The organism is Mesorhizobium sp. M0293, assembly GCF_040321735.1.
In the GTDB taxonomy this organism is placed as follows: Bacteria; Pseudomonadota; Alphaproteobacteria; order Rhizobiales; family Rhizobiaceae; genus Mesorhizobium.
Map to the genome: position 1 here is coordinate 39,204 of NZ_JAMYSA010000025.1, position 13,803 is coordinate 53,006.

The 13,803-nt window shown below is 61.8% G+C and carries 13 protein-coding genes; 5 read left to right on the top strand and 8 right to left on the bottom strand.

What is annotated here, in order from left to right; translation table 11 throughout:
• Positions 1-240 precede the first annotated feature (240 nt).
• From NKJ06_RS12210 to NKJ06_RS12220, 3 genes are all read right to left on the bottom strand, one after another.
• Positions 241-651, bottom strand: coding sequence for a GNAT family N-acetyltransferase (locus tag NKJ06_RS12210; protein WP_352627904.1), 411 nt, complete (start codon positions 649-651; stop codon positions 241-243).
• 38 nt (positions 652-689) lie between these two features.
• Positions 690-2,366 carry an NAD+ synthase gene (locus NKJ06_RS12215; protein ID WP_352627905.1) on the bottom strand — a complete coding sequence of 559 codons (1,677 nt, stop codon included), beginning with the start codon at positions 2,364-2,366 and terminating at the stop codon, positions 690-692.
• A gap of 85 nt (positions 2,367-2,451) precedes the next feature.
• Positions 2,452-3,168: a DNA-3-methyladenine glycosylase I gene (locus NKJ06_RS12220; protein ID WP_352627906.1), complete on the bottom strand. Its 717-nt coding sequence runs from the start codon at positions 3,166-3,168 to the stop codon at positions 2,452-2,454.
• 93 nt (positions 3,169-3,261) lie between these two features.
• On the opposite strand from NKJ06_RS12220, the gene NKJ06_RS12225 reads away from it, so the two are divergent.
• Positions 3,262-3,822 carry a DUF1003 domain-containing protein gene (locus tag NKJ06_RS12225; RefSeq protein WP_352627907.1) on the top strand — a complete coding sequence of 187 codons (561 nt, stop codon included), beginning with the start codon at positions 3,262-3,264 and terminating at the stop codon, positions 3,820-3,822.
• Positions 3,819-4,406 (top strand): DedA family protein, encoded by a 588-nt coding sequence (locus NKJ06_RS12230; RefSeq protein WP_352627908.1) that lies wholly within the window; start codon positions 3,819-3,821, stop codon positions 4,404-4,406. The genes NKJ06_RS12225 and NKJ06_RS12230 overlap by 4 nt, the downstream gene beginning before the upstream one ends.
• Before the next feature lie 2 nt (positions 4,407-4,408).
• Here the strand turns inward: NKJ06_RS12230 and NKJ06_RS12235 are convergent, their stop codons facing one another.
• From NKJ06_RS12235 to NKJ06_RS12245, 3 genes are all read right to left on the bottom strand, one after another.
• Complete coding sequence (locus NKJ06_RS12235) at positions 4,409-4,996, bottom strand: hemerythrin domain-containing protein (protein ID WP_352627909.1); 588 nt, start codon at positions 4,994-4,996, stop codon at positions 4,409-4,411.
• Positions 4,997-5,097: 101 nt separating this feature from the next.
• Entirely contained in the window at positions 5,098-5,457 is a 360-nt protein-coding gene (locus tag NKJ06_RS12240; protein WP_352627910.1) for a diacylglycerol kinase, read from the bottom strand.
• Between the two features lie 81 nt (positions 5,458-5,538).
• Positions 5,539-5,955, bottom strand: coding sequence for a GFA family protein (locus NKJ06_RS12245; RefSeq protein ID WP_352627911.1), 417 nt, complete (start codon positions 5,953-5,955; stop codon positions 5,539-5,541).
• 370 nt (positions 5,956-6,325) lie between these two features.
• Between NKJ06_RS12245 and NKJ06_RS12250 the strand changes: the two genes are divergently transcribed.
• The 3 genes from NKJ06_RS12250 (at position 6,326) to NKJ06_RS12260 (ending at position 8,596) form a co-directional block, all read left to right on the top strand.
• Positions 6,326-7,396, top strand: coding sequence for a GGDEF domain-containing protein (locus NKJ06_RS12250; RefSeq protein WP_352627912.1), 1,071 nt, complete (start codon positions 6,326-6,328; stop codon positions 7,394-7,396).
• Between the two features lie 98 nt (positions 7,397-7,494).
• Positions 7,495-7,869, top strand: coding sequence for an MbcA/ParS/Xre antitoxin family protein (locus NKJ06_RS12255; RefSeq protein WP_352627913.1), 375 nt, complete (start codon positions 7,495-7,497; stop codon positions 7,867-7,869).
• The gene (locus NKJ06_RS12260) at positions 7,829-8,596 is read left to right on the top strand and encodes an RES family NAD+ phosphorylase (RefSeq protein WP_352657733.1); all 768 of its coding nucleotides are present in this window, start codon (positions 7,829-7,831) and stop codon (positions 8,594-8,596) included. Before NKJ06_RS12255 ends, NKJ06_RS12260 begins: the two co-directional genes overlap by 41 nt.
• Positions 8,597-8,665: 69 nt before the next feature.
• Here NKJ06_RS12260 and NKJ06_RS12265 read toward each other — a convergent pair whose 3' ends face one another.
• Positions 8,666-10,039, bottom strand: a complete 1,374-nt coding sequence (locus tag NKJ06_RS12265; RefSeq protein WP_352605358.1) for a class II 3-deoxy-7-phosphoheptulonate synthase — start codon at positions 10,037-10,039, stop codon at positions 8,666-8,668.
• Positions 10,040-10,252: 213 nt separating this feature from the next.
• Positions 10,253-13,753, bottom strand: coding sequence for a transcription-repair coupling factor (gene mfd / locus NKJ06_RS12270; RefSeq protein ID WP_352627915.1), 3,501 nt, complete (start codon positions 13,751-13,753; stop codon positions 10,253-10,255).
• Positions 13,754-13,803: the final 50 nt, after the last annotated feature.

Sequence of the window (13,803 nt, forward strand, 5' to 3'; positions counted from 1 at the left end):
TAAGCCTGTGCTCGATCCGGCTTCCGTGAGAGGACAAAACCCTCGCGGAGCGCCCGATGAGACCTAGGCTTCGCGGCCTCGCATTACCATTTGAAATACTGCCATTCGGACCTCCCGCAAATGAATCGCGGAGACGTCCTTATAGAGACGCGCAGATGCATCGCCAAGATCAGTACACGCCAAAAGCGTATCTGGTCCAACCACTGCGATTATTTTGCAACAATGTCGGCGCCGCGTGTCTCACCCAGGAATGCGATCCAGGCGCATGTAGCGGCCATCGGTCGATGGCTTGAACCCAAGCTTTTCATACAAACCATGGGCGTCGCTGGTCGACAGGCTCCAATGGAAAACAGTCCTGACTTCAGGATGATCGATCAGGGCCTGGACGAGGCGTCCACCTATGCCCTGCCCGCGGTTCTCCGGCCAGATGATGATGTCGGCGAGATATGCGAACACCGTGCGATCGGTGATTGCCCGGCCGAAGCCGACTTGCTTGCCATCGATGTAAGCGCCGACGCAAAGCGAATTGGCAAAGGCGCGACGATGGACTTCGTCACTGCATCCAACGCCCCAATAGCTTGCCATCAGCAGGTCGGATGTCGCCCGGAAATCGATCCGTGACAGGTCGAAGCTGATTTCACAGTCGGGCATGGCTATCTCCGGTCGAGGCCGCCGTGCGCCTTCCGTGTCTAACCGCCATCTCTGAAGCGGTTGGTAATGGGGTAGCGGCGGTCGCGGCCGAAATTCTTCTTGGTGATCTTCACGCCCGGAGCCGCCTGCCGGCGCTTGTATTCGGCGATGTAGAGCAAGTGCTCGATGCGCGTCACCGTTGCCCGGTCATGGCCGCGCGCAACGATGTCGTCGACGCCCATCTCGTTTTCGACCAGGCATTCGAGAATGTCGTCCAGCACCGGATAGGGCGGCAGCGAGTCCTGGTCGGTCTGGTTCTCGCGCAATTCCGCCGATGGCGCCTTGTCGATGATGTTCTTCGGGATCACCTCGCCCGACGGCCCGAGCGCGCCCGGCGGCACATGGCTGTTGCGCCAGCGCGACAGAGCATAGACCTGCATCTTGTAGAGATCCTTGATCGGATTGAAGCCACCGTTCATGTCACCGTAGAGCGTGGCGTAGCCGACCGACATCTCGCTCTTGTTGCCGGTGGTGACGACCATCGAGCCAAATTTGTTGGAGATCGCCATCAGTATGGTGCCGCGCGCGCGGCTCTGCAAATTCTCCTCGGTGATGCCTTCCTTGGTGCCTTCGAACATCTGCGTCAACGTATGCAGAAAGCCCTCGACCGGCTCGAAGATCGGCACGATGTCATAGCGGCAGCCGAGCGCACGGGCGCAATCCTCGGCGTCCTTCAGCGAGTCCTTCGAGGTATAGCGGTAAGGCATCATCACCGCGCGCAGGCGTTCTTCGCCGAGCGCATCGACGGCAAGGGCGGCGCAGATCGCCGAATCGATGCCGCCCGAGAGACCGAGCACGACGTTCTTGAAGCCGTTCTTGTTGACGTAGTCGCGCAGGCCCAGCATGCAGGCGCGATAATCCGCCTCCTCGCGGTCCGGGATCTTCGACATCGGCCCTTCCGAGCAAACCCAGTGATCGCCTTGACGCTTCCAGGTGGTGACGTCGACCGCTTCCTCGAACTGGCTCATCTGGAAGGCCAGTGTCTTGTCGGCGCCAATGGCAAACGACGCGCCATCAAAGATCAGCTCGTCCTGGCCGCCAAGCTGGTTGGCGTAGATCATCGGCAGTCCGCACTCGATGACCTGGCGGATGACGACCTGGTGGCGGACATCGATCTTGGCGCGATAATAGGGCGAGCCATTCGGCACCAGCAGGATTTCCGCCCCGCTTTCGGCCAGCGTCTCGCATATGTCGACATCGCCCCAGATGTCCTCGCAGATCGGAACTCCGATCCGCACGCCGCGGAAATTGACCGGCCCCTGAATTTCGGGCCCGGCCTGGAAAACGCGCTTCTCGTCGAATTCGCCGTAATTCGGCAGATCGAGCTTGTAGCGCTCGGCGATGATCTTGCCGCCATCGGCGAAGACAATCGAATTGTGCGTGCCGCTCTTGCGCTTCAATGGCGTGCCGATGATGACGCCCGGACCGCCGTCGGCGGTATCGGCGGCAAAGTCCTGTGCCGCCTTTTCGCAGGCCTTCAGGAAAGCCGGCTTCAGCACCAGATCTTCCGGCGGATAGCCGGCGAGGAAAAGCTCGGTATAGAGAACGAGATCGGCGCCCTGGCGGGCGGCATCCGCCCTCGCCTCGCGGGCCTTGGCGAGATTGCCAGCAATGTCGCCGACTGTCGGATTAAGCTGGGCGATCGCGATGCGCAGGATGTCGAGGTTCTTGGTCATGCCTGCTGACTTAGCGCGGCAAATTTCACCGGGCAATGGCGTTCGTTTGGACCACTCCGGCCGATTGTGGCCGCACTGCCGGCGATCAGTCGTCACCCATATATTCGCGCAACGATTGCGGAGAATGGTTCTCCCCGATCGACATCGCCAGGATGCGCGATATGTGGCGGCGCGGCAGACGTGTCTGCGCCGCCCACTGATTGATCTGGGCCTGGATCTTGTCGAGATCTCTCTTCGAGGTCGGGCTTTCGGCGATTTCGAGCCCCGAGTCGCGCAATGCCGCCGCCATATCGCCCGAAATGACGAAGGCATCCCAGCCTAGCCAGCGCAGGAAATACTGGCCGGTGTTGCCGCCGAGCCGGCTGCCATGTTTGCCGAGATAGGCCATCAGCCCGACTTGGTCGTCGGCCGGCCAGTTGGCGAGGAATTCGCCGAAGCCACCATGCTCCTTCGACACGCGCTCGACGAAGGCAGCGTTGTCGCGAACGGATTTGATCTTCTGCGGATTGCGCACGATGCGCTGGTCGGAAGTCAGATCGTGCCAGAAATCATCGGGCTGAAACAACAGCCGTTTCGGCTCGAAGTGGAGAAACGCCTCTTCGAAGCCCGGCCATTTCTGTTCGATGACGCGCCAGACGAAACCGGCGGCAAAGACGCGCTCGGCCATAACAGACAGAATGCGATCGTCCGCGATCTCTGCCACGGCGGCATTGTCGGGCGCCGGGCCCAGCAGCGACGTCAGTTCCTCTTCGCCGCCTTTGCGTTTTGCAGCGCGTGCGCGGATTTTTGCGAAATTGGGCATTCTGCTTGCATCCTCACGTCCTGCTTTTGACGAACCGGCATCTTCCTATATGGAAACCAGGCTGCCAAGCCGATGCTTTGTATGGAGACATCCATGAACAAGACCGTGCCCGAACTGGCCAATCGCTGGCTGAGGCGAAACCCGGAGAATTTGAGCGAGCTTGAGAGGCGGGTGCTGCAAAGCACCGTCGACCGCAAGCCCATAGCACAGGACATCAATGACAATCTTGCCGGTCTTCAGGGTGCGGGCGACCGTATCGCCGACGCCATAGCGCGCGTCGGCGGCTCGTGGACGTTCATCCTCTCCTTCATCGCCTTCCTGATCCTCTGGATCGGCGCCAATTGGTGGCTGCTGGGGCGAGAGTCGTTCGACCCCTACCCTTTCATCTTCCTCAACCTCGTCCTCTCGATGATCGCCGCCTTGCAGGCACCGGTGATCATGATGTCGCAGAACCGTCAGGCGGCGCGCGACCGCATCGACGCCGCCCACGACTACGAGGTCAACCTCAAGGCCGAGATCGAGATCATGGCGCTGCATGAAAAACTGGATGAACTCCGCCACGGCCAGATCCTCGGCATGCGCGACGAGATCGTGCGACTGGCCGATCTCGTCAAGCGGATCGACGAAAGGCTGTCTTCGCAGTCGACTTCATGACCGACGCGATCCATCATTTCATCGAACAATACGGGCTGCTCGCGGTCTTTCTGGGCTGCGTCGCCGAAGGTGAAAGTGCCGCTATCCTCGGCGGCTTCTTCGCCCACCAGAACGTCTTCGTGCCGTGGCACGCCTTTGTCGCGGCAGCCCTTGGCGCCTTTGCCGGCGACACGTTCTTCTTCATCCTTGGACGAAGCTTTGCCAACCATCCCTATGTCGTCAGACTGAGCAAGCGGCCCGGTTTCCGCCGCGCCTATCGCCTGCTTAACTCGCACCCCAACATCTTCGTGCTGTCGAACCGTTATGTCTACGGCATGCGCCTGGTCGGCGGCATCGCGGCCGGCCTTTCCACCATCGCGGCGCCGCGCTTCGTCATCCTCAACGCCATTTCATCGGCGATCTGGGCGGTGCTGTTCGGCACGATCGGTTATGTCTTTGGACTGGGGGCCGAGCACTTCATCGGCCAGGCGTTCATGCGTCACGAACGGTTGTTGGTCGGGCTTGGCATCGGCCTGACCGTGGCGATCCTTGCTTGGTTCGTCGCCCGTCACATCGCCAAGAGAGAGCGCGCCAAGGAGAGCTGACGTCAATCAACGCCGAGCGCCACATCACCCCGATCGAGGATCAGCGGGATGATAAGGTCTTCCTCGTCGGCAAGATGCCGGCTCAGCATGGCGATCAGCCGGCTGTTTTCATTAGCATAGGCGTCGGCGGCGAAGCGCTGTCTGTCCTCGCTCTCCTGAAGCGTCTTGATGAAGGCGTTGGCCGCCTCGGCATTGCGCTCCAGCCCTTCGTGGATCGAGTGATGGTCGGCATCGAGTATCTCGAAGCCGCGCTTCAGCCGGGGCTCGGCCTTGGTGAAGACCGGGAAATATTGGTAATCCTCGACATTGTGGTGGCCGTCGAGATTGCCGAGAAAATGATTGAGGCGCGGCGCGAACCAGCGCGCGAAGTCGGGGGCCGTCAGCCTGCCCTCGCGGTAGTCGCCGATACCGTTGGTCAGCATGCCGCCGAGTTCGCGGAACATGTCGTGCCGCTGCAGCCACATATTGGCGATGCCGTGGATGTTGGCATGGCCTTGCCAGTTTTCACGCGGGTATTTCTCAGCAAGCCAGCGCAGATCGTCCGGCAGTCCAGCTCGTTCGAGAAGCAGAGTTTTTGTGGCCTCATACATGACATTTCCTCAGACCATGATCCCGAAAAGTCGACACCACTTTTCGGAATGAATCTGGGGCGGGATCAGGTCGGGGTAACCGTCATATAGGAGCCGAAGTGTTAGATCGGTAGGCCCGTGATCCGCTCGATGATGGCGATGCCCCAGACACCGGCGACGATGAGCACCGAAATCAGCACCGCCAGCGAACCGCAGTCCTTCGCCAGTTGGATGTCGACATTGAACTCGCGGCTGAAGGCATCGCATGCCGCCTCGATGCCGGTGTTCAGCACTTCGACCAGGATCAGCAGCAGCACCGCGCCGATCAACAAGGCATAGCCGCGCCATGAGATCGAAACGAACCAGCCGAGCGGCAAGGCAAGCGCAAGCAGCACCAGTTCCTGCTGGAAAGCCTTCTCGCCGGCGGCCAGCTTGCGAAACGCCCGCACCGAATTGAAATAAGCGCCGATCAGCCGCTGCATGCCAAACCCCTTTCCGAATCACCGGCACGGGATAATGCAATTGCTGGCCAGATCAACGAAATAAGGCGATTTTTCCAAGAATCATTCGGCGACCGGTATGGACGGTGTCGATTTTTCAAACTGTGGCAGGCCGTCGTCGATCGAATAATAGTCGCCCTTGTCGCCGACGAAAATATGGCATTCGCCCTCAAGGCCTGTCGGCTTGTCGAACGACCCCGCCATGACTGAAATGTAGTCCTGGTCTCGCGGCTTCCAGAACAGCACCGACCCGCACGCTTTGCAAAAACCGCGCCTGGCGAAGGCGGATGCCTCGTACCAGGTGATGCTTTCCGTGCCTTCGATCACGATGTCGGCGTTGGCAACATTGGTCGCGGCGTAGAAATGTCCGCTCTGCTTGCGGCATTGCGAGCAATGACAATAGACGACGCCACGTAGCGCTCCGTGCGTTCTGAAGCGGACCGCTCCGCACAGACACGATCCTCGATGACTGTCGCTCATGTCGACCCCTTCTTGAAGAAAACTCTGCTTGGCCCGAGCATCGCCATCAGGATTCCAGCTTTGCGGTGGCCACGCGCAAGCAAATGCGACATGTGCTGGCGCGGCGAATCCGAAATTCAGTTTCATTTTTGAGAGTGCAATGCGCGAATTCCGGATTCAGCGCCATCAAACTGGCGTTGTCACCTCTCCGGTTTTTTAAATTAAGGAAACTTTAGCGCGGGCGCATTTATAGTCACGGCAAGCGAAGGCCGTAGGTGGGGACGCGTCTCTTCGCAAATTGTTCTGGACTATCGGGTAGCATTCCCCAGGTCGGCGACACATGGAACCCGCAAACTCTGCGGCGGGATCCGAGGGGAAGAGTGATCAGAACATGCAGCCGGCAGCAGCCCCGACAGAACGAAGCACCGACATCGCAGCCACGGTTGTCGCCACAATGCGCCAACTGGGTGTGCTCGGCCTGCCGCGCAACTACGAGATCTTCTACGAGGCACTGAGCGGCACCAATCGCGACCTCAGCCTCGCCGTCGTTTCGCTGAGCAACCGGCCGACACAGGATGAACTGGACCAGATCGGGCGCACTTTCTTTGCCCATAACCATGGTCCCGGCATCGTCGAGCATGCCAGGGACGTCATTGCAAGGGAGCTTGAGGCGGTCGCTTCGCTGTTGCGGAGCGAGCGCAGCCACATCGAGAAATACGGCAGGATCCTCGATGAGACATCGAGCGGGCTCAGCGGCCGCAGCCTCCTGTCCCAGGATCTTTTGCAAAAGATCGCCAGCGCCATGGCGACTGCCACCAATTCGACGATCGATCACGGCCGGCAGGTGGCATCGATGCTCAGCGACAAGACGGCCGAACTCGAGAGCGTCAAGTCGAAGCTCGAAGAGTACAAGCGGCTGGCCGATACCGATCCCTTGACCCACATCTGGAATCGCCGCGCCTTCGACAAGGAAATCACCAGGATCTACAACAGCAACAAGGGTATCTTGTTCAACGCCCTGGTCCTTGCCGACATCGATCGCTTCAAGGACATCAACGATCGCTACGGCCACCCGGTCGGCGACAAGATCATCCAGATCATCGCCGACATTTTCCAGACCAGCATTCGCGGCGACATGTTCGTTGCCCGCACCGGCGGCGAGGAGTTCGCGCTGATCATCGAGGGCGCTAGCGAGGACGCCACCTACGAGATCGCCGAGCGCATTCGCGCCCTCATCGAGCAGACGGCGTTCACCAGCAGCCAGACCGGCACCAACTACGGCACCGTCACCGTCTCGATGGGCATCTGCATGGCATCCGAGGCCGAGGGGCCGGAAGATCTCTACACCAAGGCCGATCGGGCGCTCTATCGCTCGAAGGTCAGCGGCCGCAACCGCGTCACCAAGCACTCGACGATGGCCGGCCGGGCCGGCAAAAGCTGGCTGCTCTACAAGAAGGACTGAGCCTCCCGTCGATCGCCTCTGCGGATTGTTTTGCGCGCACCCCTTTCCATGTGAATTTCTGTGGGCTATATTTTCTATAGAAATAGGAAAACGACGCGATGCAACCTCAAACCGCTGCCAAGACAGCCGATAATGCAGTCCTGACCAAGGCAACGCTGCGCGCGGCCGATCTGCTGGACATCACCGCCAGGATGCTGGCCTCGGTAATAGGCGTTTCGGAGGCCACGGTTTCGCGCATGCGCAGGGACGAATTCCTGCTCGAGCGCGGCACCAAGCCATTCGAGCTCGCCGTGCTGTTCGTCAGGCTGTTCCGCTCGCTCGACGCCATTGTCGGCGGCGACGCGGCTGTCGCCCGGGCATGGCTGAAGAACGCCAACACGGCGTTCGACGCCGCTCCGCTTGAAAAAATCCTCACCATCACCGGACTTGTCGATGTCATCGCCTATCTGGACTCCCGACGCGCTCTCGTCTGAGGCCGTCGGCATCGACGGCAAATACTGGCGCATGGTCGAGGCTCAGCACCATGTCTCGACGCTGAAAATCGTCGACACACTCGACGAGCAGGAGATGCTGGAAGACCTGATCGAGGAAACCAAACCACAGATTCCCGTCGAATGCCGCCATCTCCACTATCTCCTGACGACGCCCTTCCGCTACGGCTCGGTCTATCCGCATGGCTCACGCTTCCGCCGCGCCGGCAGGACCAAGGGCGTCTACTATGCGGCCGAGACCATGATGACCGCGGTGGCCGAAATGGCCTTCTACCGGCTGCTGTTCTTTGCCGAGTCGCCCGAAACACCCTGGCCGAGCGATGCCGCCGAATACACGGCCTTTGCCGCCGCGATTAAATGCGCTGGGGCAATCGATCTCACCCGGAAGCCGCTTGATCGCGACGCGGCTACATGGATACATCCGACCGACTACGCGGCCTGCCAAGCCATTGCCGATGTCGCCCGCGAGGCCGGGCTGGAAGCGATCCGCTACCGCTCGGCGCGCGACCCCAAAGGTGCCAACATTGCGCTACTGACCTGCCGCGGCTTTGCCAAGGCCAAGCCGATGGAGCCGCGGACATGGCGCATTCGCCTCGGCGCGTTCGGCGTTCAGGCGATCTGCGAATTTCCGGAAAAGCGGATCGAGTTTTCCAGAACCGCCTTTGCCGACCACCGTCTCGCCAACTTGCGGTGGGAACGCGGGCACTGAACCAACCAAAAGAAAAGCGCCGGATTTCTCCAGCGCTTCTTCCGTCAACCATTCATGCCGAAATCAAGCTCAGCCGTTGACGGCCTGCTTGTGCTGCACCGGGTGGCTCTTCTTCAAGAGATCCGAGACCAGGAAGGCAAGTTCGATCGCCTGGTCGGCGTTGAGGCGCGGGTCGCAATGGGTGTGGTAGCGGTCCTGCAACTCCTCGGCGGTGATGGCGCGCGCGCCACCGGTACATTCGGTGACGTTCTTGCCGGTCATCTCGACATGGATACCGCCCGGATGCGTGCCTTCGGCGCGGTGCACCTCGAAGAAGGTCTGCACCTCCTTCAGGATGCGGTCGAACGGCCGCGTCTTGTAGCCGGCGGCCTCGATCGTGTTGCCGTGCATCGGGTCCGAAGACCACACCACGCTGCGGCCTTCCTTCTGCACCGCGCGCACCAGCTTCGGCAGATGGTCGGCGACCTTGTCGGAACCGAAGCGCGCGATCAGTGTCAGCCGGCCGGGCTCGTTCTCGGGATTGAGCAGGTCGATCAGCTCCAGCAAGCCGTCCGGCGTCAGCGACGGGCCGCATTTCAGCCCGAGCGGGTTCTTGATGCCCCGGCAATATTCGACATGCGCATGGTCGGGCTGGCGGGTACGGTCGCCGATCCAGATCATATGGCCCGAGGTGGCATACCAGTCGCCGGAGGTCGAATCGACGCGGGTCAGCGCCTCCTCATAACCGAGCAGCAACGCCTCGTGGCTGGTGTAGAAATCGGTTTCGCGCAGGGCGTAGTTAGTTTCCGAGGTGATGCCGACGGCCTTCATGAAGTCCATCGTCTCGGTGATGCGGTTGGCGAGCGACTCATACTTTTCGCCCTGCGGGCTGTCGGACACGAAGCCGAGCATCCAGCTATGCACATTCTCCAGGCTGGCATAACCGCCCTGCGCGAAGGCGCGCAGAAGGTTGAGCGTCGCCGCCGACTGGCGGTAGGCCATCTCCTGGCGGGCAGGATCGGGAATGCGCGACTTGGCGTCGAATTCGATGCCGTTGATGATATCGCCGCGATAGCTGGGCAGCGTCACCCCGCCCTTGGTCTCGTTGTCGGACGAACGCGGCTTGGCGAACTGGCCGGCTACGCGGCCGACCTTCACCACCGGCTGTGCGCCGGCGAAGGTCAGCACTACCGACATCTGCAGGAATACGCGGAAGAAGTCGCGGATGTTATCCGCGCCATGCTCGGCGAAGCTCTCGGCGCAATCGCCACCCTGGAGAAGGAATGCGTCACCGGCAGCGACGGCCGCAAGCTGCTTCTTCAGCTTGCGTGCCTCACCTGCAAAGACCAGCGGCGGAAAGGTCGCGAGCTGGGCTTCCGTGGTCTTCAGCGCGGCAAGGTCCGGATAAGCAGGAACCTGCTTGATCGGTTTTGCTCTCCAAGAATTCGGCGACCATTTCGTCATCGCTGCACCCAACGCTCTTTCCGAGCAATTCCAGGAAAAGTGTGAAGCGGTTTTCCGCCCGGAATTGCGTCTAACAAACAAATGGGCGCCATCGCCCGCCAACCCGCCCCATAAAGGGATCGCGGCTCCATACACGAAGCCGATTTCCTATTCTAGACCGGATTTGGCTGCGTGGCGAATGCCCGCCTGGCGAGGCGGTGTCCTATCCCTGCCCTACGCCGCCGCCTTCTCCACCAGCCGCGCCAGTTGTGTCATGACGACCGCGGAGCCCGCCAGCCGCTTCTCGGGCGTTGGCCAGTCGCGCACGAAGACGACGCTGTGGTCCGGCCGGATCTTGGCCAGCGACCCCTGCTCGCCGATGAACCGGACCAGCCCGACCGGGTTGGAGAATTCACGCTTGCGGAAATGGATGACGACGCCTTTCGGCCCGGCATCGAGCTTTTCGACATTGGCCTTGCGGCAGAGCGCCTTGATGAAGACGATCTTGAGGAGATGCTTGACCTCCTCCGGCAGCGGGCCGAACCGGTCGATCAGCTCGGCGCCGAAAGCATCGATCTCCTCGGTGTTTTCGAGATCGCCGAGGCGGCGATAGAGCGCCAGCCTGAGCTGCAGGTCCGGAACATAGCTTTCCGGGATCATCACCGCCGTGCCGACGGCGATTTGCGGCGACCAGCCGCCGTCCTGCACCTCGCCGGAATCCTTCACCTCGGCGACGGCCTCTTCCAGCATCTGCTGGTAGAGTTCGAAGCCGACCTCCTTGATGTGGCCGGACTGCTCTTCGCCCAGAAGATTGCCGGCGCCTCTGATATCAAGGTCGTGGCTGGCGAGCTGGAAGCCGGCGCCCAGCGTATCCAGCGATTGCAGCACCTTCAGCCGGCGCTCGGCGGTGTCGGTCAGCTTGCGGTTGGCTGGCAGCGTGAACAGCGCATACGCGCGCACCTTCGAGCGGCCGACGCGGCCGCGCAGTTGGTAGAGCTGCGAAAGGCCGAACATGTCGGCGCGGTGGATGATCAGCGTGTTGGCCGTTGGGATGTCGAGGCCGGATTCGACGATGGTGGTCGACAGCAGCACATCGTACTGGCCGTCATAGAAGGCATTCATGATGTCGTCGAGTTCGCCCGGCGGCATCTGGCCATGGGCCACCGCCACTTTCAGCTCGGGCACGGATTCTTTCAGGAAATCATGGATTTCTGAGAGATCGCTGATGCGCGGCACCACGTAGAAGGAGTGCCCGCCGCGATAGCGTTCGCGCAGCAGCGTTTCGCGGATCACCAGCGGATCGAAGGGCGAGATGAAGGTGCGCACTGCCAGGCGGTCGACCGGCGGGGTGGCGATCAGCGACAGTTCGCGCACCCCGGTCAGTGCCAGTTGCAGCGTACGCGGGATCGGCGTCGCCGACAGCGTCAGCACGTGCACATCGGTCTTCAGGTCCTTCAGCCGTTCCTTGTGCTTGACGCCAAAGTGCTGCTCCTCGTCGATGATCAGCAGGCCAAGATTCTTGAACGAGATCGCGGACCCCAGCAGCGCATGGGTGCCGATGACGATGTCAACCTGGCCTTCGGCGATGCCTTTCTTGGTTTCAGCCAGTTCCTTGGCGCCGACCAGCCGCGAGGCCTGGGCGACGCGGATCGGCAGGCCAGAAAAGCGCTGCGAAAACGTCTTGAAATGCTGGCGCGACAACAGTGTTGTCGGTACCACCACCGCCACCTGAAAGCCTTCCATCGCCGCGATGAAGGCCGCGCGAAGTGCCACTTCCGTCTTGCCGAAGCCGACATCGCCGCAGATCAGCCGGTCCATCGGCTTGCCGGCGCCAAGGTCGTCGCGCACGGAGTCGATCGCCGTCTGCTGGTCATCGGTCTCCTCATAGGGGAAGCGGGCGGAGAACTCGCCATAGAGACCTTCGGCCGGCACCAGCGCCGGTGCGGCGCGCATCTGCCGTTCGGCGGCGATGCGGATCAATTGCCCGGCCATGTCGAGCAGGCGTTTCTTCAGCCGCGCCTTGCGCGACTGCCAGGCGCCGCCGCCGAGCTTGTCCAACGTCGCCTCGGCTGTGTCAGAACCGTAGCGTGACAGAAGCTCGATGTTTTCGACCGGCAGGAACAGCCGGTCGTCGCCAGCATAATGGATTTCCAGGCAATCATGCGGCGCGCCGACCGCTTCGATGGTGCGCAAGCCGATGAAACGGCCGATGCCGTGGTCGGCATGGACGACGACGTCGCCCGCCGACAGCGCCGAGGCTTCGGCAATGAAATCCGAGGGACGCTTCTTGCGCTTCGAGCGCCGGATCAGCCGGTCGCCGAGAATGTCCTGCTCGGCGACGACGACCAGTTTTTCGGTCTCGAAGCCGGATTCGAGCGGCAGCACGGCGAGCGCCGCCTGCCCCGGCTCGAGCTTTTCGGCTTCTGCCAACGTTGCAACCTGCTTGAGGTTGCCGAGGTGGTGTTCGGCGAGAATCTGGCCAAGCCGGTCGAGCGAGCCCTCGGTCCAGCCGGCAATGACGACGCGGCGGCGCGCAGCTCGCTCATCGGCGATGTGTTTGACGACGACGTCGAACACATTGATGCTCGGGTCGGCGCGTTCCTCAACGAAGCTGCGGCTGTGGCGCGAACCGGCGTGGTAGACTTTCTTCGCGCCGGCATCGGGAGCATCGAAGGGCGTGAAATCGATCGCTTCACGCGGCCCGAGCGAGGCGATCAGGTTTTCCGGCGAGAGATAGAGCATGTCCGGCGGCACCGGCTTGTAGGGCACGGCGTCCTTCAAGGCACCATCGGCCTGCTTCCTGCGCGCCTCGTAGTGATCGAGGATCAGCGTGCGGCGTTCGGCCAGCGCCTCATGCGCCAGATGGTCGAAGACGACAGGCGTATCGGTGAGATAGTCGAACACCGTCTCCAACCGCTCGTAGAAGAACGGCAGCCAGTGCTCCATGCCGGCGAAGCGCCTGCCTTCGCTGACCGCCGCATAGAGCCCGTCGTCGCGCTGCGGCGCGCCAAAAGCTTCGATATAGGAGCGGCGGAAGCGGCTGATCGTTTCCGGCGTCAGCGCCACTTCGCTCATCGCCTGCAGCGCCATCGACTTGCGTTGGCCGGTGGTGCGCTGGGTGGCCGCATCGAAGACACGAATCGATTCCAGCGTGTCGCCGAAAAAGTCGAGCCTGAGCGCCTCGGCCCAGCCGGGCGCGAACAGGTCGAGAATGCCGCCGCGCACCGCGAATTCGCCGATGCCGCGTACCGTCGGCACGCGTTCGAAGCCGGACGTCTCCAGCCGCGACACCAGCGCGTTCATGTCGATCTGGTTGCCTGGCCTGGCATGAAAAGTCTGTGCCTCGACCAGTTCGGCCGGCGGAATACGCTGCAGCAGCGCATTGGCGGTGGTGAGGATGACGGCGCGATGCGGTTTTTTCGCCAGCGCGATCATGGCGGTCAGCGCATCCAGGCGCTTGGCGGCGGCGTCCGAACCGGGCGAGACGCGGTCGTAGGGCAAACAATCCCAGGCCGGCAGTTCCAGCACGGGAAGGCCGGGGGCCGCGAAGGACAGCGCCTCGATGATCGCCGGCAGCCGCTGGCCGTCGCGCGCCACGAACAGCACCGGCTTGTCCGGCGCGATCTCGAGTGCCGCCTGTACCAGCGCGAAAGCTTCGTAGCCATCGGCGACGCCGTCGACGATGAATTGGCCGGCGCGGCCTTTCGGCAGACCGATTGTGGGAATGAGGCTCATGAAATCACGGTCTTGTTTTATCGCAATTCCAAACGGAAAACCGCTTCGCA